This is a genomic window from Echinicola marina, from assembly GCF_020463795.1.
In the GTDB taxonomy this organism is placed as follows: Bacteria; Bacteroidota; Bacteroidia; order Cytophagales; family Cyclobacteriaceae; genus Echinicola; species Echinicola marina.
In genome coordinates, this window is sequence record NZ_CP080025.1 from 2,556,084 (window position 1) to 2,578,915 (window position 22,832).

Consider the following 22,832-nt stretch of genomic DNA (forward strand, 5'->3'; position numbering starts at 1 on the left):
AGAAAAATGATGAACTTTAATGATAAAAAATATAGATTAATTGCTTTGGCCTTAATGGGACAGTTGCTTTTCTCTTCAAGTTGTAATGAGGACTTTTTGAATACTGTTCCTGATAATATCACTACGCTGGAGGACGTGTTTACCAACAAAAACATGACCGAAGAATGGCTGGCCAGGATATATAACCCCATTCCCCAGATGTGGGATCAGCCTTATGGTACGCCATGGAGCGGACAGTCTGATGAAGTAAACTATGCATGGTCTCAACCGGCGATCAACTCAGGGGCACTTACACCGGTAAATACCAACCCCAATCATTGGGACAGGTATTATCAAACCATTAGGTCTGCAGGGATTTTTCTCGAAAATATTGATATGAACCAGGAAATATTTGAGCAACCAGGCGGACCACAGTTGATTACCCAATACAAGGGAGAAGCCAGGTTCTTGAGGGCATATTTCTATTGGTTGATGATGAAGCAGTACGGGCCAATAGTGATTATGGGGGAAAGCACACTACCTCCAGAAGGTGATTTTCAAATTCCAAGAAGTACTTGGGACGAATGTGTAGCATATGTGCTCTCTGAAATGGATAAAGCCCATGAGCTGGTGCCAGAAAAGCATCTAAATCCCAATAATCCGAGCCAAGAGGATTTACAGCAAACAGGAAGGATTACCAAACCAATCATCAAAGCAGTACAATCCCAAATTTTGCTGTATCATGCCAGCCCTTTGTTCAATGGAAATACAAGTTTGGGTAATTTTAAAAACCAGGATGGGACTGTTTTGTTTAACCAGACTTATGAGGAGGCAAGATGGAAGGATGCGGCTGATGCAGCAAAGGAATTGATCGATATGGGCTTATGGGACCTTTATGAAGTAGACCATGAAGATCCTTTTGTAAAAGGATATCTCTCTAGTAAAGAATTGATGTACGATGGTTGGGATACAGAGGGGATTTGGTTGAGGCCGGACAATAATGTTTTCGGCTCTTGGGAAAGACATTGTTCTCCTAGGAATGCCAATGGCCAAGCTTGGAATGGTATCGCTGTAACCCAAGAGATGGTGGATGATTTTAGAATGGCCAACGGTAAAAGCATTGATAACCCAACCAGTGGGTATACTGAATCCGGATTTACTTCAGAGGCAAGTGAATATTATGCTGCGGGTACTTATAATATGTATGTCGGAAGGGAGCCAAGGTTCTATGTCAATGTAACGTTTAATGGGGCTACTGTGCCGGTAGTGTCCGTGCCTGGGTCTGATTATGTGGAGTTTTATTTTACTGGAAACAGTGGTAAGCAAGGGGCTCCGCGGGATTGGCCGATTACAGGATACACGGCAAGGAAGAACATTCATCCAAATTCCGACTTCAGAAGTGGAACAAGCTTTGGAAGACCAGCCATGATGATCCGTTTGGGAGAGATATACCTGAACTATATAGAGGCACTCAATGAATATTCTCCGGGCCATCCTGATATATTGATTTATCTCAATGAAATCAGGAACCGGGGAGGTTTGGCAGATTATGAAGGAAGTACAGATCAAGCCACTATGCGAAAGGAAATCCGATTGGAGAGACAGATTGAATTGATGTACGAGGGACATCGCTACTGGGATGTAAGAAGATGGAAAATTCCTGATACTGAAGAAGATCACCAAGGAGGAGAGTTTCATGGGATGAATATTGAAGCAGGTGGATATATGTCTGATCCAGCATTCCATCAAAGAGTGGTTGCCTTTACCCGGGCAGACTGGAGGGATAAATTCTATTTTTATCCAATACCTCAAAGGGAAATCGACAGGAATAAAGCTTTGGTTCAGTTTCCTGGTTACTAGTCGGTAGTAAGATTCCAAATTAAAAACGTAGTAAAGAATATGAAAAAATATAATTTATTTCATTTGGGAATGGCCGGTTTGCTTATAATGGCAACTTTGCCGTCCTGCGAAAATGAGGAACTTGAAATCAGCCCCTTTGCGCAGATTTATATGCCTCAAGCCATAAATAAGCCTTCCCAACATACTTTGGTAATGACAGATAGCGTGCAGCCCCTTGTTTTTGGGGCTGCCTACGGGTCACCGGATATTTTGGGGATGGACATGGAAATTCAGTTTGAATTGGCTCCAGAAATGGTGGCGGAGTTTAACCAAGAAAATGGAACAGATTACGAAATGATACCAGAAGGAGCTTACGAACTTTCGGGGGATAGGGCTTCCATTACATCGGGAGAAATGCAGTCCCAATCGTTGAAGGTGTGGGTGAATCCTGGCAAGGGCTTCGATTTTGAAACGCAATACCTGCTTCCCGTGACCATCAAATCAGTACAGAGTAAACTGCCGATCAATGAGTCATTGCGAACCACATATTTTTTGGTGGACGCCAATCCACCCGTTTATGAGGCTTTTGACCGGTCGCAATGGAATATCTTTGATGTTTCTTCAGAAGAAGTTTCAGGAGAAGGTGAAAACAATGGACATGCCAAGCATGCTTTGGATGGGGATATCGAAACTTTCTGGCATACACAATGGCAGGGAGCGTCCCCTGGCTTGCCTCATATTATGACCATTGATATGGGGGAAAGTAAATTGCTGAGCGGACTTTCGTTTATACAAAGGCAGAATAGGGATCAAGGTAATGTAAATGAAATATTTGTAGAGGTAAGTGTGGACGGTGTGAACTGGCAGGAAGAGGAGATATTTCCTGGAAGACTTATGGATAATAACAATATCAATCATGTTTATTTAAAGAATCCTAAAGATGTCAGGTACTTCCGCGTAACCATTACCAGTACCTATGGTAATACCAATTTCACTCATCTAGCAGAGATATACGGATTTTAAGCTTGTTGGGTAATTTAAAATAATAGCTATCTCAAATCGTTTTGAGGTAGCTATTTTACATTTTATAACTTGACGAAATAGAAAAAAATGTAAATTAATGGTGGTTTCATTGACTGTACTTGCCCTTCGAAGTATTAACTAAAAGAATAAAGTTGATAGCGTTAAGGACCACCTTATATATTTTGGAAATGCAATTTGAGTGTTCCATATCAAATGGTTATAAGGAGCATTAAACAATTGATAAATTTCATAAAAACACATGCTCAAGAAACTGTCGCATTTAATGTAGTAAGGATACCAGCGGAGAGGGAATGTGTTTTTATACGTAAAAATGAAATAAATATCAAAGAAGAAATAAACAGAACTTAAGGGCGATTGAAAGCGAAGTTTCGGTTTAAATTAATTATTATTAATTTAAACCTTGTTCTCTTGAAACTTGGCTTGGCTAGGTGAATGAAGATGACGCTGCTTCAAGAAGATAGATGAAAATAAAACCTGCTAAATTCATCATGCCCGAAATACCTAAAACCTCAAATGATCGACTAAAGTCTCTCGATTTTTATCGAGGACTGACCATGTTTCTTTTAATCGCTGAATTTTCTCACTTGTTTTCCTATTTGGTGTCCCCTGACTTGGAAGGGACTTTTATTTACACATTGGGCGAACAGTTTCATCATGTCGAATGGGAAGGCTTACATTTTTGGGATTTGATCCAACCCTTTTTTATGTTTATTGTAGGTGTGGCCATGCCCCTATCTTTTACCAAAAGAATGGAGAAAGGGGATTCATATGCTCAACTTAGCAAGCATGCTTATTTTAGAGCCTTTTGGTTATTGGTTTTAGGATGGGTTTTGTATTGTATCGGCCCTGGAAGGATAGTTTTTCGCTTTCAGAATGTATTGGCTCAATTGGGAGTTACTTATATTTTAGCTTTTTGGGTTCTTCGTAAATCTCCTGCGATTCAGATTGGCTTTTCTGTTTTATTGATATTGATCAGTGAGTTGCTGTATAGGTTTTTTCCTGTGGAGGGCTTTGATCAAGCATTTGTTGCAGGAGAGAACTTTGGCGCTTGGTTTAATATATTGATCTCAGGTAAAGAAGATGGAGGTCATTGGGCCATGTTCAACGCCATTCCTACCGCGGCTCATACCATTTGGGGTGTTTGCGCCGGACAATTGCTACTCGGAAAAAGCTCAGATAAGCAAAAACTCCAAATTTTATTGTTGGTAGGGCTATTGGCTTTGATAATTGGTTATGGAATTAGCCCATTTACTCCGATTATCAAGCGGATCTCAACGAGTAGCTTTGTGTTTGCTTCTGGAGGTTGGTCGTTGATTGCTTTGGCTATATGTTATTGGTGGATAGATGTTCGTAAAAATCAGAGAGGCGTGTGGTTCTTTGCCATCGTTGGACTGAATCCATTATTTATCTATCTCTTTGCCCATGTGGGTGGAGCGGACCTGATCCGGGAAATTTTACTTCCTTTTTCTAACAGCCTATTTGCTTGGATGGGAGAGTTGGGAGCTGCTGTTGTACTCAGTCTTTTGGTGCTTTTTGCGATGTGGTACATCTGCTTTTGGTTATATAAAAAGAAGATATTCTTCCGAATATAGACAAGGGAGATTATATGGATAAAACAAAAAACTCCGGGTTGAATTCAACCTGGAGTCTTTAGTTTTATTTATTCTTTGACGCGTACCCGTTTATTGTACACTACTTTTCCTTTGACATAGACGCGGAAGTAGTACCGGCTTTTGGGATACCTGCTCAGGTCAAAGGTTAGTTTTCCTTCCTTGAAGTTTAGGTAATGATGTTCTTCGACCACTTCTCCACCAGGATCCTTTATCAATTTGATAAAAATTTCTTCAGGGTTGTTGGAAAGGTAATCAAAATAGGTGAAGTCATTGGTTCTGGTAGGAAATACTCCTAAGGAGATTTCATCTTCTTTGATTGGGTCAGCGTTTTCTCCGATAGTAAAATTATAGGAAATGCTACTACCAAAGTCAGAATCGAAACTTTTGAGGATTTTGCCTTCTTGGTTGAGTAAAATGGCCTTCCCTCGTCCAGCCCTTGTTTTGTACCAAAATTCCAGACCATCACCTCCTTTATCGGTCAGTAGCAATCGATATGCTCCAGATGGTAAGTGAAGTGAATCTTTATAGGTAGTGTCTGCTGTCAAAGTGCCTAGCGCTCTATCAAAAATGATATTCCCTTTAGCATCAATGATTTTATAGGCATTTTCCTCGGCTGCATGATTGGTTTCCAAATAGAAAATCACGTTTGGTTCATGAACGGGAGTAGGGGAATAGCTAGAAGTCATTTGGTTGTCTTGGGTGTATCCATCCCTTTTTCCATTTGGTTTGTTCAGTTCAAAATGGTATTGCAATTTTCCCTCTTGTGGGATAAGTCCATCCATTTTGATAGTATCTGTTTCTCCAGGTTTTAGATTACCTTTCCATTGAAATTTGATCGGTTTTTGGTTTTCACCTCCATGAGCAATCTGTAGGCTATTTAAGGTGTTGGCTCCATTGTTTTTGATGATAATGGTAGGGTCAAAACCTGCTGGATTCAGTCTGCTGTGGATGGCTTTATTGGAAGGGATAATCACATCTTCAATAGCGACATCATTTTTTTCTTTAGAAGGCTTATATTGGATGACATAGGCTGAAATCAATTCCTGTGCGCTTGGTTTGGGAGACTGATAATCCTCCATGGCCAACTGAACAGTATGTTCATCATTTTCCAGCTTGAATTCATAAATATCAGGTTGGATCAGATCTCCTGGACACCAGTTAGCCCGGTCAAAAATCCAGGTGCCGGCTTGTGGGTATAGTGGGTTGTTGCCACAGGCTTTCCAAATTTGTCTACTTGCGACAAGTTTTCCGTCCAGAAGAAAATCCCTGAATTTATTACAGAACTCTCCACAGCCATCGGGTCGGGCCATGCCATGGCCTGTTTGGATAATACGCATCCTAGCCATTTCAGCATCACTGGCTTTTTTTATACTTACAGGTTTCAAAGCTTCTTCAATCGGATTTTCTTTATCACCATATTTATAAGCTCCTTGGTAAACTTTGGTAATGGAGATAGGTTCTCTTACCGGTTGTCCTTTGATGATGTCAAAGGCAAGGGATACTTTCCAGCCCCTGTCATTATTCGGCTCGTATCCAGTATGCTTGTATTCAATCTCTACACTGTCTCTGAGCAAAAGACTAAAATCAGTGACATCCACCTGCCAGTCAAATTCCCAATCTTTGCCAAAAGCTCCACCGTATGGCGTTAACATCCTGCCTATCTCAAAATCCTTCATTTCTCCATTTTTTCCCCCGATTCTTTTGATGGTAATATGGTCCAGATAGTCCCAGTCCGCACAGCGCATGTTATCAGGACAGGCAAATTTGACCTTCATGATGATTTTTCGAATGGCTTCATCCTTATCAGGGAAAACGGCCCAATGGGTGTAGTTTTTTTCTCCTTTAGAGGGGTCTGTCACCACAGTGATTTGATCATGGCTGATGATCTCCAAGGTATCTGAATTTGCTCCAAAAGTTCTGAAAGAAGTCATCAGGAGTAAAAGGAGGAGCAGATTGAAATGTTTCATATTTAAATGAGATTTTCGGTGATTATAAAATTAAAACCCTCTATACCGAGATACAGAGGGTCTAAACGCTATGTTGGGAAAGATTTATTTATTCTTCAATTCAATCATTTCCTGATTCCAGTCATTATGTATTTTCAGTAGCTCTTGCACTATTTCAGGATGCTGCTTGGCTAGATTAGTGGATTCAGTGGAATCTGTGGCCATGTCCACCAAGTATAATTTGTCTTCGTCTCCGAAGGTCAGTTCTTTTTCAGGATCCCAAGGATTTCCATGCAATTTCCAGTCTCCTTTTCTTACAGCCCAAGAATTGGTTTTGCTCTCAGGATTGCCTGTAGCCCAGTGGAGGACTTCATGTTGGGAAGGAGCATTTTTATCTTGAATGATCGGCATTAAGCTCTTGCCGTCTATCTCATCCTTATTCGGGATTTCAGTATTGGTCAGTTCAGCCAAGGTAGGCAACCAATCAATGCTGTTGGCCATTTGGTTTCGGAGTTCGTTGGCAGGGACGGCTTTTGGATAACGGATCATGGCAGGCACCCTGATACCACCCTCTAGCATACAGAATTTAGCGCCATGGAAAGGGCCATTATTACCTCCGCCAAAGAAAGCTCTTTCTTCTGTACTGTGACCGTGATCAGATTGGTAAACGATTATGGTATTGTCCAGCTGTCCAGTAGCTTCCAAATGATCCAAAACTTCACCGATCATTTCATCGAAAGTACTGATGAAAGCGGCATATTCTTTCCTGGGACTTGGCGTGTCTTTATAATGGTCAAGCCATTTTTTTCTCCCTTGATAAGGGTAATGAGGCATATTGATCGCCCAATAGATAAAAAACGGATCTTCTTTTTCCGGCGCAGTGAATTTTTTTACTTCATCTACCATCAGATCACCAAAGAAATCACCCTGGTGATAGACTTCTTCATCATTTCTATATAAATCATGCATGTTTGGTCCGTCCCAATAGAAGAAATGGGAGAAATTATCAATGCAGCCTCTTTGGTGACCAAAGAAATAATCGAAGCCTTGACCGTTTGGAAGTTTTTCTGGGCTGTGCCCCAAATGCCACTTTCCGATCAAGGCAGTAGAATAATCATTGGCTTTGAAAACCTCTGCCATGGTGATTTCTTCGGTAGGCAGCCCGGATTTAAATTCCGGATCAGCATGTGGAGGGGCCACATTGCCAAAAAGCCTAGCGTGGAAGTTGAACTTCCCAGTCAGAAGGCTGGCTCTTGAAGGAGAGCAAACCGGAGCTGCTGCGTAAAACTGGGTAAAACGTACACCTTCGTTTGCAATTCTGTCCAAGTTCGGGGTCTCAAGATCCTTTGAACCAAAAGCATTGATGTCAAAGGTCCCTTGATCATCTGCAAAGATGACCAAGATGTTTGGTTTGGATTTTTCCGGGGCTACTTTTTTTTCTTCAGTAGTAGTGGGTTGACATGCACCTAGAAGAAGGTTGAATAATCCTCCGCAGATGATCAAAAGGCTGTTAAAGAAACTTGATTTTAATATGGATATCATAGTCTATAAATATGGGTATTATAGTGAGTTTCTGTTTTATCTAATATTACTTAAGTTTATTTAGATATTTTTTAAATAGGTTAAGCGATAAATATATTGAAATATCGATCAATAAATCTAGTGATTTTAGCTGAAGGAGATAAGGGCGTGCGGACTAATTGATAATTTTTTTGTGTTAAAAGGTAAAATATTGTGTAGGTTTTAGATAGGGGTTTAGTTCTTTTATTGATTGAATTGTTTTGATGAGTTTGAGTAGAAGAGAGTTTTAAAAATCGATTTGGTATGAAATGTCTTAGTTTTTTGATCATGGTGTTAGTCTTGGTCAGTGCTTGTAATAGATCTGATAATTTCTCGCAGAATAACTGGCCACAGCCCGCTGGCCCAAATGGGAATTGGCAATTGATTACTGCTGCACCAGTGCCGACTAGCTTCAGTGTGCGTACAGGTGAAAATATCAAATGGACCTCAGTGCTTCCAGAGGGAGGACAAAGTGGGATTACAGTTTGGGAGGATAGGATTTTTTTGACGGTTATGAAGCCAGTAGAAAAAGTGGAGAACAAACAGGATCTGATGGGAAGTGACGTGTTGGCATTATGTGTAGATGCTGAAAACGGTGAGATACTTTGGAGCAGGGAAATGAAAGGTAGCAGCCTTTCTGAGTATATGTATGGCTTTAGCGATAGCTCCACGCCAAGCCCAGTGACTGATGGAGAATATGTTTGGTTTTATAATGCGAGTGGTAATCTCTCTTGTTTTGATTATGATGGCAATCTAGAATGGGAAAGAAGATGGGAACCAGTGGAAGAATTAGACGGGGTGCATTTTCCATTCAATAAGCAATTTGAACCATTTGTTTATGGAGAGCTCATCTTTAATATGGAGCCTTATTGGGAAAAGGATGGGAAGCGCGAATATGCCTGGAATTATATTCATGGAATCGATAAACTATCTGGGGAGGTCGTTTGGATTTCTGAAAACGCCTTGACGCATTACAATACACCAATTATGGGCAAGACAAGGCAAGGTGTCCCTGCTTTGATGATTGGGAGAGGAGGACATCATGGTGTTCCTGAACAACCAATAGGATATTCATTGGTTAATCTTGAAAATGGAAAAAGCATTTGGCAGTATAAGGCAGAAAAGGGAATGGCACTTTATAATGCTACTTGGAACCAAGATTATGCGCTTTGGTATACAGAGAAAGAAAATGAAGTACATGTGTTGGACGCAGAGACAGGGATATTGAAAAAGAAGGTGTCCCTGACCAAAAATGCGGATGTAAGAATTTGGGATGAGGATAAGAGTCATTATCAAGTGCTGGAGAATATTGATATAAGTGAGGAACTTAATCCTATCGTTTTTCCTGCTTGGTACAGTAATATCTTGGTGGATGATAAGCTGTTTTTCATGTGTTTTAAAAAAGGACCATATAGAAATAATATTGGACCAGAATATGCATTGGCCAAAGTAGATCTCAATACAGGAAAAGCGGAGTATCTTCAGGTGCCGGTGCAGGTAAGATACCAGGATGATGTCAAACAATATATCTGGAATCAAGAAGTAAAGGCTGCCACATTAAATAATAAAGGGATAGATGTGGCCCATGACAAAAGATCCCAAAGAGATGGATGGCACTGGAATTTTAATGGGAACCCTATTTGTGTCAATGGCAAGATATTTTTTACTACCATGGCGGGCATATGTTATATTATAGATGCCAAAACCGAGAAATTTGATGAATCTGCCTTGGTTTCAGTAAATGACCTTGGTCCGGAAGGAGGAACTTGGTCAGTGAATACGCCTTCTTTTGCCGATGGAAGACTTTACCATAGGACATTAAAGGAACTAATATGTATAGGGGAGAAGTAATGATAGATGGAAGGAAATTGGGAGATATATTGAATGGTGTTGGCTTGTTTTGTTAATGATATATAATGAAATAATAAAATTTTTGTTTTGTTTCGGTTTTGTTGTTTTTAATATTGTTTTAACTTTAAGGAAATATTAAATTATCAACCACAGATTACGCCACAAGCTTGAATGTTTAAAACTGAGAGAAATATTGACAAGGAAAAAGTCATTGCACTTATCTCAGGTTCTGAAGAGGCATTTGATCACTTGTTCAGGAAGTATTCAAAAAAAATCTACCATGTCTCCAGAAAAATGCGTTTAGGGCATGAGGATGCAGAAGGAGTGGTCCAAGAAGTATTTATCAAGGTATGGAATAACCGGGAGCGTCTGGATGCGAAACTTTCCTTCAATGCCTATTTGATCGCAATTGTGAGGTCTATCGTTATCAGACAGATCCAACGAAAGGCTAAACTGACTTCTTATCAGGCATATCAATTACCTTTTTTGGATGAAAAGGATACAGCTACGGAAGATTATGTGATTTTTTCAGATATGATGGATATCTCCTCAAAGGCTGTGGAAAGTCTTCCTCCGAGGCAAAAACAGGTGTTCATGATGAAGAGTTTTGATCATTTGAGTGTAGATGAAATAGCGGAGAAGCTTCAAGTCTCCAGAAAAACAGTAAAGAACCAAATTTTTAGGGCAAGCAAATCACTAAAAGAGAAATTAATGGAAAGTGAGATTATTTCTTTGATAGGATTTATGTGCTTGGTTTCCAGTATTTAATAAATATTTCAAAAAAAATATTAATATTTTTTTTGTGGTGACTGGGTCTTTTCATGTCCTTATGTCTATATAATTATAGTAACACAAGGTAAATGGACAAGAGAAAACAGTTCGAGGATTTTATTGCGGGGAAACTTTCCAATGAGGAAGCAAGGGCTTTTTTGACATGGTTGATGTCTCAGGAAGGAGAGGATGAACTTTCTGCTACCATCGATGAAGAATGGTCTGAAAGGGCAAAGGAAAGAGAGTATCCGGAATATGATATGGAGAAGCTCTTGAGCAGAACCAAGATAGCAAAAGGAGAAGGGAGTACTTTGCGCCTTTCTAGGGAAGAAAAGCGGAGTGATCATGCTTCAAAGAGCGGCGCTCATAAATTCCCTTGGTTGAGGTTAGTCGCGGGGTTGGTAATTCTTTTTTCATTGTCTTTTCTTTTAACTAAATGGGGAGAGGAGCCTGTTACTGAGCCAGACATATCCAGCATAGAGATGGTTACCAGAAAGAATCCTTCTGGAGTTAAAACACGGATACACTTACCTGATGGTTCTGTGGTTTATTTGAATGCTGAAAGTACATTAAGTTATCCCAAAGATTTTATTAGCCATAGAGAAATTCGCCTAAGTGGGGAAGCTTTTTTTGAGGTGAAAAAGGATAGTTTACATCCTTTTTCGGTGACCAGTGATCGCTTGACCACGGTGGCCTTGGGGACTACATTTAATATTAGGGCCTTTGAATCAGATGGCGCAGTGGAGGTAACCTTGGCAAGTGGAAAGGTGAGGGTAAGTGATTCGCAAACACGCCAATCTTTGACGCTGCTTCCTGGGGAGGCGGCCAGTATAAAAGCAGGAACTGAGGAATTAGAAAAATATACTGCAGATGTCTCCATGGTCACTCAGTGGGTCAAGGGGATTTTGGTGTTTAAGAATACCTCATTCAAGGAAATCATCAAAAGGTTAGAGCGCTGGTACGGAGTAGAAATCCATTTACAAGGAGAAATTGCTAATGAAAAATGTTCAGGTGAATTTATGGAAGGAGAGTCATTGGCAAATGTGCTGAAGGTGTTGAGTTACTCCGTTGAGTTTGAATACAAAATTGAAGGAAATCAAGTGATTATTATCCAAAACCAATAACGATAACTTATGAAATAGAGCATGTCATGAAAAGAACCTGGAAGGTACTGCTAATACCCTCCAGGTAAACATCGAATCAATCAATAGCAATGAGAGGGTTTGGCGATGCTCTGTTGCTATGATCAGTTTAATCCAATGTTTCAACTAATTGTAAAATTATGAATAAATACTTACGATTAATAATCATGTCAACCAAGTACGCTTTGTACGGGTGCTTGATCATGGTTCTTGCTATGTCTTCTGTTGCTGCTGAGTCAGTTAAAGCGCAGGTGAAAAGTATAGATGAGGTGGTGGTAGAGCTTCACAAATCCGATGTTTCCTTAAAGGAAATTTTGGAAGAAATAGAGCATAAAACCCCATTCCATTTCTTTATGGTGGATAAAGGGATGGATACCAACATGAAGATCACCCTTAAAGAAAGAAAATCCACTGTGGCAGATCACTTAAAAGAGATCGCCAAGCAGTCCAAATTGAAATTTAAGCAGGTCAATGAGACCATTAGCGTAAATAAATCCGGAAGAAACAAGGCTGTTTTTGTTCAGATAAAACAAATCACCATATCTGGCCGGATTACTTCTGAGAGTGAACCTGAAGGGATTCCTGGAGTCACTGTTAGGCTGAAAGGAGGAAATACAGGTACTGTTACAGATATCGATGGAAGGTTTACCTTCAATGTCCCTGATGAAAATTCGATAATCATCATCAGTTCTATAGGTTATAAACCTGTGGAGATTACTGTGGGGAACCAACAGACATTCAATGTACAATTGGAAGAAGATACCAAGGCATTGGACGAAGTAGTCGTTGTGGGTTATGGAACACAGAAAAAGGTCAACTTGACTGGAGCTGTAAGTCAAGTTACTTCAGAAATGCTAGAAAACCGGCCTGTAGCCAATATTGGACAAGCGCTTCAGGGTACGATAGCCAATCTAAACGTGGGTATTTCCAATGGTAGTCCTAATACCGTTCCATCGTTTAATGTACGTGGAGGTACTTCATTTTCAGGGAATTCATTTACCAATGGAAGTCCTTTGATCCTTGTAGATGGTGTAGAGATGGATATTAACCAGCTTAATCCTGAGGATATTGAAAGTGTTTCTGTCCTTAAAGACGCTGCTTCTGCAGCGATTTATGGGGCAAGGGCTGCCTATGGTGTGATGCTGGTAACCACCAAGAAGGGAGCTAGTGCAGAGGGAACTAAGGTTACATATAGTAATTCATTTCAGTGGAACAGGCCATCTGCAGTTCCGGACTTGTTAGATGCCTATACTATTCAAGATGCTGCTATCAAAGCCATTGAACTACAGAATCAAACACCTTCTTCAGATATGCTGGAAAAACGGGATAGGATCAAAGCATATATGGATGATCCTAATAATATGGACCCGTATTACATGGATGAAGGAGGTAATATCATTTGGATAGGAAATACAAGACCATATGAAGAGGCGTTGAGGAGTTCATCTCCCATGCAAAAGCATAACCTGAATCTTTCGGGAGGCACTAAGAAAACATCCTATTATGCTTCTTTGGGATATCAGGGGCAAGAAGGTCTGTATAAAATCAATACGGATAAATTTCAGCGATACAATATGATGCTAAACGTAAGTTCAGAGGTGTCGGATTGGTTTTCGGTAGATTTTAGAACTTCTTATAGCAAGTCTAATTATTCAGAGCCTGTTAGCCCCGCGGGTAAAGGAGGTTGGTGGACGGCCATGTCCCAAGAGGCCGGAAGAAATATCAATATGCCTGTCATGACCCCAGAAGATTCACCTGTCGGGGCCATGTATACGGATAATATACTTTCTTTTATGGACTATGGGTCCAGGAATAATGAGAACAAAGAGCATATATTAATGGCAGTGGCGCCAACCATCCACTTGCTAAAAGGATGGGATATTAAGGCGAATATCTCCTATAAATCATATGATTTTAGAAGAAAGCAGTTTATTCCTGAGTTGGAGCGAATTGATAACAGGTGGGATGCTCCTACCACGGTACACACTAATCCAAGTTCTGTACAAAGATGGAGTCAACACTCGGATCAATACACAATAAATGTGTTCTCGGATTATTCATTGAACTTGGATAAACATGAATTTTACCTGCTTGGTGGTTTTAACCAAGAATGGTATGAGTATGATTATTTGGGTGGAAGGGGTGAGCAAATCTTGACACCTTTCATCCCGGTGATCAGCCAAACTTTAGGCAATGAATATGCTTATGACAGTGAATCACATTGGGCAATTAGAGGAGCTTTTTATCGATTCACTTATAATTATGACAATCGATACCTACTTGAATCAAATGGGCGATATGACGGTACGTCCCGTTTTCCTACAGATAGGCGGTTCAAGTTTTTCCCTTCTTTGTCAGGTGCTTGGAGGATTTCAGAGGAAGACTGGGCTTCAGGTTTGAAACCCCTGGTAAATGAATTGAAGTTAAGAGCTTCATATGGTAGTTTAGGAAACCAAAACGTGGCCAATTATATCTATGTACCTTCTTATGGCACGATTGCACAAGTCAGCTATATCTTTAACAATAATCGTCCGGTAGGGATTACCCCTCCTGGTTTGGTGGATGCCAATTTGACTTGGGAAACCGCAACGACAATAGATTTCGGTGTTGACGTGGCCTTGTTTGACAAGTTGGATGTTTCCTTTGACTGGTACGAAAGGTCTACTTCCGATATTTTGGTAGCTGGAGATAAGTTTCCTGCAGTATTAGGTACAGGAGCTCCTACTAAAAACTCTGGAGAGATGAAAACCACTGGTTGGGAATTGACCACCAAATGGAGAGATAAACTGGATAATGGTTTAAGGTATGATATTGCTTTGAACTTAAGTGACTATCAAAGTGAGATAGTGAGCTTCGACGGTAATCCTAATAATCTATTAAGTGGTCTCTATGTGGGACAAAAAATGGGGGAAATCTGGGGCTATGAAACTGAGGGGATATTTCAGACCCAAGAACAAATAGATAATGCACCTAGCCAAGAATTGATCAATTCAGGCTTATGGTATCCTGGCGATGTACAGTATAAGGATGTCAACGGTGATGGAGAGATAGGACCAGGAGCAAGTACAGTGGATGATGCTGGAGATAGAAGAATAATTGGTAACAATACTCCTAGGTATCGGTTTGGTGTTAACATGAATGCCTTTTGGAAAGGGTTTGACCTCAATGTGTTTTTCCAAGGTGTTGCTAAAAGAGATGTTTGGATAGGAAACAACCTGTTCTGGGGAGCGATCGCTGGAGGTTCGGGTACATATGAAGTGTATAATAATTCATGGACGCCAGAAAGAACAGATGCTTATTTCCCTGCTTACAGAGGTAGTGGAGCCAATAGACAAGTACAAACTAGGTACTTGCAAGATGCATCTTATATCAGATTGAAAAATTTGACCTTAGGCTATACGCTTCCGGCATACCTGACAGAACGAATAAATTTGGACAAAGTAAGGGTGTATACCTCAGCCTACAATATTTGGGAAGGAACCAAGGTGCCGGATACATTTGACCCAGAGGTTCTAAGTGGTAATTATCCTATGCTTAGATCCATGGCGATAGGTCTTCAAGTTACATTTTAATCCAAAAAAGTCTCAATCATGAAAAAAATATATATCGTAATAACATGCTTTGCAGGTCTCCTTTGGGGGTGTAATGATGAATTCATGGAACGTTACCCCTTGGACCAGATCAGTGATGAAAATTTCTGGAGGACAGAGCAGGATCTAGAGTTGTATTGTAACAATTTCTACCCTACTTACATTAAAGGTTTCGGCTCTGGTTGGGGAACAAATTCTGTAGCTCCCTATGGTTATAATGAAGCTATTGCATATGGTGATGTGATTACTGATAATGGAGCACCTCAATCCTATTCAAAAGTTACTGCTGATCAATATAATGGTCATATCAGTGGAGGAAGTGGAAGTGGTGGATGGAGCTGGAGTGATATGCGAGAATTTAATTATTTCTTGGATAACTATCAGAGAGGTGATATAGATCCTGCGGTTAGAAATGTATATGCAGGGGAAATCTTGTTTTTCAAGGCCTGGGATTATTTCAAAAAGGTAAAGACCTTTGGGGATGTGCCATGGTTGACACATGTGGTGCAAACCAATTCACCTGAGTTATTGGCACCGAGGACGCCAAGAGCAGAAGTGATGGATTCTGTATTGCACATTTTGGATAAGGCAATAGGGTACCTGCCCGAAAAAGGTACGGAAAAGCCAGATCGTTTGAACAAAGATGTGGCTTTGCATTTAAAGTCTAGGATCTGTCTTTATGAAGGGACCTATAGAAAATACCACACAGAATTGGGATTGGATGAGACTAAGTTCTTGGAGGAAGCAGTTGACGCAGCAGAAAAATTGATGGGAGGCACTTATAGCCTTTATTCAACAGGTGATGCTGTCAATGATTACAACGATCTTTTTGCCACATATAGTTATGATGGGAACCCAGAAGCTATACTATGGAAAGAATATTCAGAAGATCTAACCATGGGAGTAGCTTTTAGTCGTTATTATGCCCAGAATTTACGTCATAGACATGGAGCGACGAGGTCATTGGTAGATGAGTATCTCTGTGAAGATGGGTTGCCTATTGCTGTTAGTCCATTGTTCATGGGGAAAGATTCCATCCAGCGAGAAATGATGAATCGTGACCCAAGATTACCTCAGACAGTTGCAAATTTCGGGACCTATAACCTTCAAGCAGGTGTCCAAGGGGCGAATAATGCTCCTAAACCAAATATTCCAGGACTTAATGGGAATAAATGTCCTACTGGTTACAGAGTGGCTAAATGGTTTTTGAATGATCCTGCAGATTGGGATCGTGTAACTAATGGGATGCAAGCGGCATTGGTGTTTAGGTATGCTGAAGTACTATTGAACTATGCAGAAGCCAAATATGAGTTAGGTCAGCTTGATCAGGCCGTGTTGGACGAGACGGTTAATGCGATTCGTGAAAGAGTGGATATGCCTCCTTTGGTAATGGGGAATATTCCTGAAGATCCAATTATGGATGGAAATTACGCCACGTATTGCAGTTATGTTCCAGAGCCTGTTTTGCGAGAAATTAGAAGAGAAAGAAGGGTAGAATTGGCTTTTGAAAGTTTCAGATGGGATGACTTAATGAGATGGAAGGCTGGCCGTTTCTTAGAAATACCAGTTGAGGGAATCAAGTTTGTACAGGAGCAATTCCCAACTGTAGTAGTGGATAAAGATGTCTTTTTGAGTGAAGATGGCTATATCTTGCCTTACTACCAAACACTTCCTGACGGACGAAAATTTGATGAGGAGAAACAGTATCTTTTCCCAATTCCAATAGAGGATCTGGTATTGAACCAAAATCTCGAACAAAACCCTGGATGGGAGTCCAACTAATAAACTTTAGCAAGTTAGGGCTGATAGAGTAAGAAGAGGCAATTTTGCCTCTTCTTACTCCTTTTATTGATTTATCAAATAAATATCATTTTTCACGGGGAACCATGAGGGGTTGGGATGATGAAAAAGCTGTTTTATACTTATGACAATCAGTCTTAGTTATTGTCTAGTAAATGATAATAAAGTGTCTTTGATACTTGCTGAGGAAAATGAGCAAAATGTATTTTGGGTTGTAGGCATAGAGAACTTGTTTTACAGCCTTTTTCAATTAAGCGAATAAATGAATTATTTAAAGAGCCAAAAGGGTAACTTAATACCTAAACCAACTTTATTCTCAAGTATTCTAATCATTTTCATACTATTAGGAAGCGCTTCGAGTTTATTAGCCCAAGGGCGAAAGGAAATTGATTTTAATCAGGAGTGGCTTTTTAAGAAAGGAGCCAATGATTATGATAAGGGTGTTTCTTTTGCCCTGGAAGAATGGAAGGAAGTGACTGTTCCTCATACCTATAATAGTGAGGATATGCAGCTGGGCAAGGATTTTTATACAGGGGACGGTTTTTATCAGAAAATATTCACAGTAGCAGATTCTCTGAAGGAAAAGCGTTTGTTTCTCCGTTTTGAAGGAGTAGGTTCAGTAGCTGAGGTTTATGTCAATGGCCGTTTTTTGGGAGAACATAAGGGGAGCTATTCGGCATTTGCCTTTGAGATTAGCCATTCTGTAAACTATGGTGAAAAAAACACCATCCTGGTAAAGACCAATAATGAGGCAAGAAAAGATGTTTTGCCGGTTAATCATTTTTTGTTTCCTATCTATGGGGGGATTTATAGACCTGTATCACTTATTATCACCGATAAGGTGAACATCAAGGTGACCGATCATGCTTCTCCAGGAATATTTATTCGTCAAAAAAATGTCTCAGCCAAGCAAGCAACTCTGAGAGTAAAAGCAAAACTTGAGAATAAGGAAAATACTTTTAGGCATGTATTACTCCGTACGGAGGTGAAAAATGCAGATGGCAAAAGTGTTAAGGTCATTGAGGAACCCCTGTCAATCAGTCCACAAGGTGTGACTTTGGGAGAGCAGGAATTGATAATTAAGCAACCGCACCTTTGGCAAGGTGTTGAAGATCCGTACTTATATACGCTCACCACATCATTGATAGATGGGGATCGTGTGCTTGATGCGGTGACCCAGCCTTTAGGAATAAGATCGGTTGAAATTAAGGCAGGCAAGGGAGTCTTTTTAAACGGAAAGGCTTATCCAATGCATGGTGTTACCAGACACCAGGATCGATGGGGGTATGGTAATGCACTCAGTAGGTCACAGCATTTGGAAGATATGATGTTGATTAAAGAAATCGGTGCGACCACGATACGTTTGGCCCATTATCAACAGGCAGAAGATATGTACGCTATAGCAGATAGTTTAGGCTTTTTGATTTGGGCAGAAATTCCTTTTGTTAATACTTACACCTTAGAGGAAGCTGCAAATGCCAAGCAACAAATGACGGAACTGGTCCGTCAGAATTTTAACCATCCTTCCATCTATATTTGGGGCATTCACAATGAAGTGTATTCCAAAACGGAAGATGAGTATGTGGCGGTGCTGTCAAGGCAACTTAATGATCTCGCCAAAACCAATGATCCGGACCGGCCTACCGTAGCTGTAAGCGGCTATGGAGAAATGTGGCGCCCAGCCAATCTGGCCACTGATGTGCAAGGGATGAATCGTTACTATGGCTGGTATGAGGGAAAGATTGGAGATATGAAACAATGGGTACAAGGCTTGGAAGAAGCGTATCCTGAGCACATTGTAATGCTTGCAGAATATGGAGCAGATGGTAATATGGATCAAGGAGCTGAAAAATTACCTGAAAGCAGGAATCCTGTCAGTGGAAAGTTTTTTCCTGAAAACTATCAAACCGAAACTCATATTCAACAGTGGGCCATTATAGAGGACCATCCCTATATAACTGCCTCCTATTTGTGGAATATGTTTGAGTTTGCTGTGCCCATGTGGAACCGCGGTGGGGTGAATGCAAGAAACCTCAAAGGCCTGATTACTTTTGATCGGAAAAGAAAGAAAGACAGTTTTTACTGGTACAAAGCCAACTGGAATCCTGAACCGATGATCCACTTGGCCAATAGCCGTGATAATAAACGTACTGAAGCAAATACTACAGTGCAGCTTTTTACCAATTTATCTTCTGTGGAGCTGACAGTCAACGGGCAGAAAGTTGCCAAGGAACTGGAGGGTGTCAATTCACATCACAAAAAGTTTGAGGTAAGCCTTCAAAAAGGAAATAATATAATTGTTGCGGAAGGACAGGATGATGCAGGCAATGTGATTTCAGATAAAATGGAATGGATACTGGATTGATGATTTGAGTCCAATTTTAATTGATATAGAGATGAGTTTAAGGAGATTCGTATTAGGTACATTATTGTTGCTGTCGGTGATAAGTGCAGAAAAGGTACAGGCTCAAATTCCGCATAGTCAACCAAGGTCTTCAGTGGCCCTGGATCATGGTTCACATCGGTTGGGGAGAAGGACAGACCAGATGATGGAAAGATGGAGGAACTATGGTTTAGGACAATTTATCCATTGGGGAGTCTATTCGATTACGGCTGGTAGATGGGATGGAAAAGATTATCCGGGTGCTTCTTCCTGGATTCGTTCGTGGTCAGAAATGCCCAAAGAGGCTTATGATCAGTTGTACCAGCAGTTTAACCCAGATCGTTTTGATCCAAAATCATGGGCAAAGCAAGCTAAAACCATGGGGGCAAAATATATGATCATTACGACCAAGCACCATGATGGTTTTTGTTTATGGCCAAGTAAATACACCAAATACGACATAGCGAGCACGCCTTATAAGCAAGATCTTATTGGTCCCATGGTGGAGGCTTATGAGGCAGAAGGGATTGATGTATACTTATATTTTTCGGTGATGGATTGGAATCATCCAGGATTTAGAACGGAACTGAAAACTTCTAAAGACCGGGAAGCATATGAGGAATTCAAGACCTTTACCCGAAATCAAATTCTGGAATTATTGGAAAGATATCCAAACACTAAAGGAATTTGGTTTGATGGAACTTGGGATGCCGCTTGGAAAGAACAAGCTGTCTTTGCGGATAAATTGGAAACGGAAATGAGGGAAATGATACCAGGGATCATCATAGGAAGCAGATTTCGACCGGATGATTATGGCAATAGACATTTTGATAGCAATGGTGATTTGATGGGAGATTATGAGCAAGGTTGGGAAAGAAAGTTGCCTAAGACGATAGAAGAGGTCAAAGGAAATGATTGGGATTGTGTGATGACAGTTCCTGAAAATCAATGGGGATATCATTATGACTGGAAAGGCCATGTAAAGAGCAGTTTTGAATTGATAGAAATGTTGGTGAGGTCGGTTTCTTTGGACGGGAATTTTGTCTTGAATTTCGGTCCTGACAGGTATGGTGAATTTAGACAGGAAGAAAGGAAACTATTCGCAGAGATTGGAGATTGGATGGAGGCGAACCAAGAAGCTGTTTACGATTGTGGTTACTTAAACTGGGAAAAGCAGGACTGGGGCTATTATACACAGGATAGGAACACTGGAAAGATCTATATGGTCGTGTTCAATATGCCTATCAATGGCGCTTTGAGGGTCAAGACTCCTGAAAAAGTTCAACTGGACAAGGTTTATGGATTAAAAGATCCTAGTAAGGTCTATGTTCCAGAGGAGATACATAAAGATGAATATTTTGTTCATTATCCAGTGGAGAAATCTTCGGGATCTCCGTTTGTGCTCGTTATTGAGTCATCTTTAGTGGATAAAGAAGGTGGAAAGGCCTATCAAAAACCAAAGACCTGATGGGGGCATTGTCATAGAAACCAAAGGGGGGGTACCCCTGATTATTCATTAGTGATCGTAGTGAGGACTGATTTTATAGCATTTTCAGCCCGTAATACTTGTGCGCCGTGGCGTAGATAAGCTAATGCATATTCTGGGTCAAACAAGAATTTAAATTATTTTAACCAATATAACTTTGTTAATTAAGATGAAAAAGTTGTTATGCGGAGCGGCATTATCTGCACTATTGGCAGGAAGCAATGCTGAATTGGCTGTGGCGCAAACGCCAAAGAATACGCCAAGAACCTCCATAGCTTTGAAGCATGGGGCACATGATCTGGGGAAAAGAACCGATCCAATGATGGAAAGGTGGAGGAATTATGGTTTGGGCCAATTTCTCCATTGGGGTGTGTATGCGATAGCTGGAGGGCACTGGGAAGGTAAATATTATGGCGGAGCAGCAGAATGGATTCGTTCTTGGAGAGAAATGCCCAAGGATGCTTATGATAATCTCTATAAGCAATTTGATCCGAAGGACTTTGATGCTAAAGCTTGGGCCAAGCAAGCCAAGGATATGGGGGCCAAATACATGATCATTACGACAAAGCACCATGATGGGTTCTGCCTATGGCCAAGTGAGTTTACAGACTATGATGTGAGTAATTCTCCTTATAAAAAGGATATTATCGGGCCATTGGTGGAAGCTTATGACGCAGAGGGGATAGATGTGTACCTTTATTTTTCTGTGATTGACTGGAACCATCCGGGCTATAGGTCGGTGTTGAAGACCGAAGAAGACCGGGAGGAATATGAGGAGTTCAAAGAGTTTACCAAAAACCAATTGGTGGAGTTGCTAGAAAGGTATCCGAGTACCAAGGGGCTTTGGTTTGATGGTACCTGGGACGCTGCTTGGAAAGAGCAAGCGGCCTTTGCAGATGAGTTGGAGGCTGAGCTCAGAGAAATGGTTCCAGGCTTGATTATAGGAAGTAGATTCCGACCGGATGATTATGGCAATAGGCATTTTGATAGCAATGGAGACCTGATGGGAGACTATGAACAAGGCTGGGAAAGAAAATTGCCAAAGACCATAGAGGATGTTAAAGGGAACGATTGGGATTGTGTGATGACAGTGCCCGAAAACCAATGGGGCTACCATTCGGATTGGAGAGGGCATGTGAAGACCAGTTTTGAGCTCATTGAGATGCTGGTTCGTTCAGTAGCCTTGAATGGAAATTTTGTCTTGAATTTTGGTCCAAACGGTGAAGGAGGAATCAGAAAAGAAGAGACTCAATTGGCTGCAGAGATCGGAGATTGGATGGATGTCAATCATGAAGCAATCTATGATTGTGGTTACCTGGACTGGGAAAAACAGGACTGGGGATATTATACACAGGACCGCAAGACAGGGAAGATTTATATGGTTGTGTTCAATATGCCACTGAATGGTGCACTAAGGGTAAAGACCCCGGATAAGGTGAAATTGGACAAGGTGTACTCTCTTCAAGATGGTAAGAAGTTTACACCGGAAGAAATCCATAAAAATGAATATTTTATTCATTACAATTCTGAAGAGAAAATTAAATCTCCAATGGTGATTGTCATTGAGTCTACTTCTGGAGAGGAAGGAAGTGACCAGGTTTATCAAAAGGCAAAGACTTAATTAATTAGATAGAATGGTATAGAGGGAAAAGCAGGGGGAAACTCCTGCTTTTTTTCTTTTGAGGAATTTGGTTAGATAAGGGAGGGATACAGTGATCGGTTGAGTGGGACAATAAGGGGATGAGTGGTGTTTGGTGTTTCGTTTACGAAAATTGTGTTAATTAATTTTCAAATAAGGTGTAATAAATTCTTTTTATTTCTTTTTTTT

At 40.6% G+C, this 22,832-nt stretch carries 13 protein-coding genes; 11 read left to right on the plus strand and 2 right to left on the minus strand.

Going from position 1 to position 22,832, the window contains the following annotated elements; all coding sequences use genetic code 11:
• Positions 1-6 precede the first annotated feature (6 nt).
• From KZP23_RS10720 to KZP23_RS10730, 3 genes are all read left to right on the plus strand, one after another.
• Positions 7-1,839 carry a RagB/SusD family nutrient uptake outer membrane protein gene (locus KZP23_RS10720; RefSeq protein ID WP_226336230.1) on the plus strand — a complete coding sequence of 611 codons (1,833 nt, stop codon included), beginning with the start codon at positions 7-9 and terminating at the stop codon, positions 1,837-1,839.
• A gap of 39 nt (positions 1,840-1,878) precedes the next feature.
• Positions 1,879-2,841, plus strand: a complete 963-nt coding sequence (locus KZP23_RS10725; RefSeq protein WP_226336231.1) for a discoidin domain-containing protein — start codon at positions 1,879-1,881, stop codon at positions 2,839-2,841.
• Positions 2,842-3,350: 509 nt separating this feature from the next.
• Positions 3,351-4,454 carry an acyltransferase family protein gene (locus KZP23_RS10730; RefSeq protein WP_226336232.1) on the plus strand — a complete coding sequence of 368 codons (1,104 nt, stop codon included), beginning with the start codon at positions 3,351-3,353 and terminating at the stop codon, positions 4,452-4,454.
• A gap of 68 nt (positions 4,455-4,522) precedes the next feature.
• Here the strand turns inward: KZP23_RS10730 and KZP23_RS10735 are convergent, their stop codons facing one another.
• The gene (locus KZP23_RS10735; RefSeq protein ID WP_226336233.1) at positions 4,523-6,442 is read right to left on the minus strand and encodes a peptide-N-glycosidase F-related protein; all 1,920 of its coding nucleotides are present in this window, start codon (positions 6,440-6,442) and stop codon (positions 4,523-4,525) included.
• Between the two features lie 84 nt (positions 6,443-6,526).
• Complete coding sequence (locus KZP23_RS10740; RefSeq protein WP_226336234.1) at positions 6,527-7,963, minus strand: sulfatase-like hydrolase/transferase; 1,437 nt, start codon at positions 7,961-7,963, stop codon at positions 6,527-6,529.
• Positions 7,964-8,245: 282 nt separating this feature from the next.
• Here KZP23_RS10740 and KZP23_RS10745 point away from each other — a divergent pair, with 282 nt between their 5' ends.
• From KZP23_RS10745 to KZP23_RS10780, 8 genes are all read left to right on the plus strand, one after another.
• Complete coding sequence (locus KZP23_RS10745) at positions 8,246-9,832, plus strand: outer membrane protein assembly factor BamB family protein (RefSeq protein ID WP_226336235.1); 1,587 nt, start codon at positions 8,246-8,248, stop codon at positions 9,830-9,832.
• Between the two features lie 171 nt (positions 9,833-10,003).
• Complete coding sequence (locus KZP23_RS10750; protein ID WP_226336236.1) at positions 10,004-10,600, plus strand: RNA polymerase sigma factor; 597 nt, start codon at positions 10,004-10,006, stop codon at positions 10,598-10,600.
• A gap of 92 nt (positions 10,601-10,692) precedes the next feature.
• Entirely contained in the window at positions 10,693-11,727 is a 1,035-nt protein-coding gene (locus KZP23_RS10755; RefSeq protein ID WP_226336237.1) for a FecR family protein, read from the plus strand.
• 185 nt (positions 11,728-11,912) lie between these two features.
• On the plus strand, positions 11,913-15,317 hold the full coding sequence (locus KZP23_RS10760; protein ID WP_226336238.1) for a SusC/RagA family TonB-linked outer membrane protein: 3,405 nt from the start codon (positions 11,913-11,915) through the stop codon (positions 15,315-15,317).
• Between the two features lie 18 nt (positions 15,318-15,335).
• Positions 15,336-17,117, plus strand: a complete 1,782-nt coding sequence (locus KZP23_RS10765; RefSeq protein WP_226336239.1) for a RagB/SusD family nutrient uptake outer membrane protein — start codon at positions 15,336-15,338, stop codon at positions 17,115-17,117.
• Between the two features lie 280 nt (positions 17,118-17,397).
• The gene (locus KZP23_RS10770) at positions 17,398-19,500 is read left to right on the plus strand and encodes a glycoside hydrolase family 2 protein (RefSeq protein ID WP_226336240.1); all 2,103 of its coding nucleotides are present in this window, start codon (positions 17,398-17,400) and stop codon (positions 19,498-19,500) included.
• A 31-nt stretch (positions 19,501-19,531) separates the two neighbouring features.
• Positions 19,532-20,986: an alpha-L-fucosidase gene (locus KZP23_RS10775; protein WP_226336241.1), complete on the plus strand. Its 1,455-nt coding sequence runs from the start codon at positions 19,532-19,534 to the stop codon at positions 20,984-20,986.
• A 187-nt stretch (positions 20,987-21,173) separates the two neighbouring features.
• A complete protein-coding gene (locus KZP23_RS10780; RefSeq protein ID WP_226336242.1) occupies positions 21,174-22,625 on the plus strand; it encodes an alpha-L-fucosidase in 1,452 nt (483 codons plus the stop codon).
• Positions 22,626-22,832: the final 207 nt, after the last annotated feature.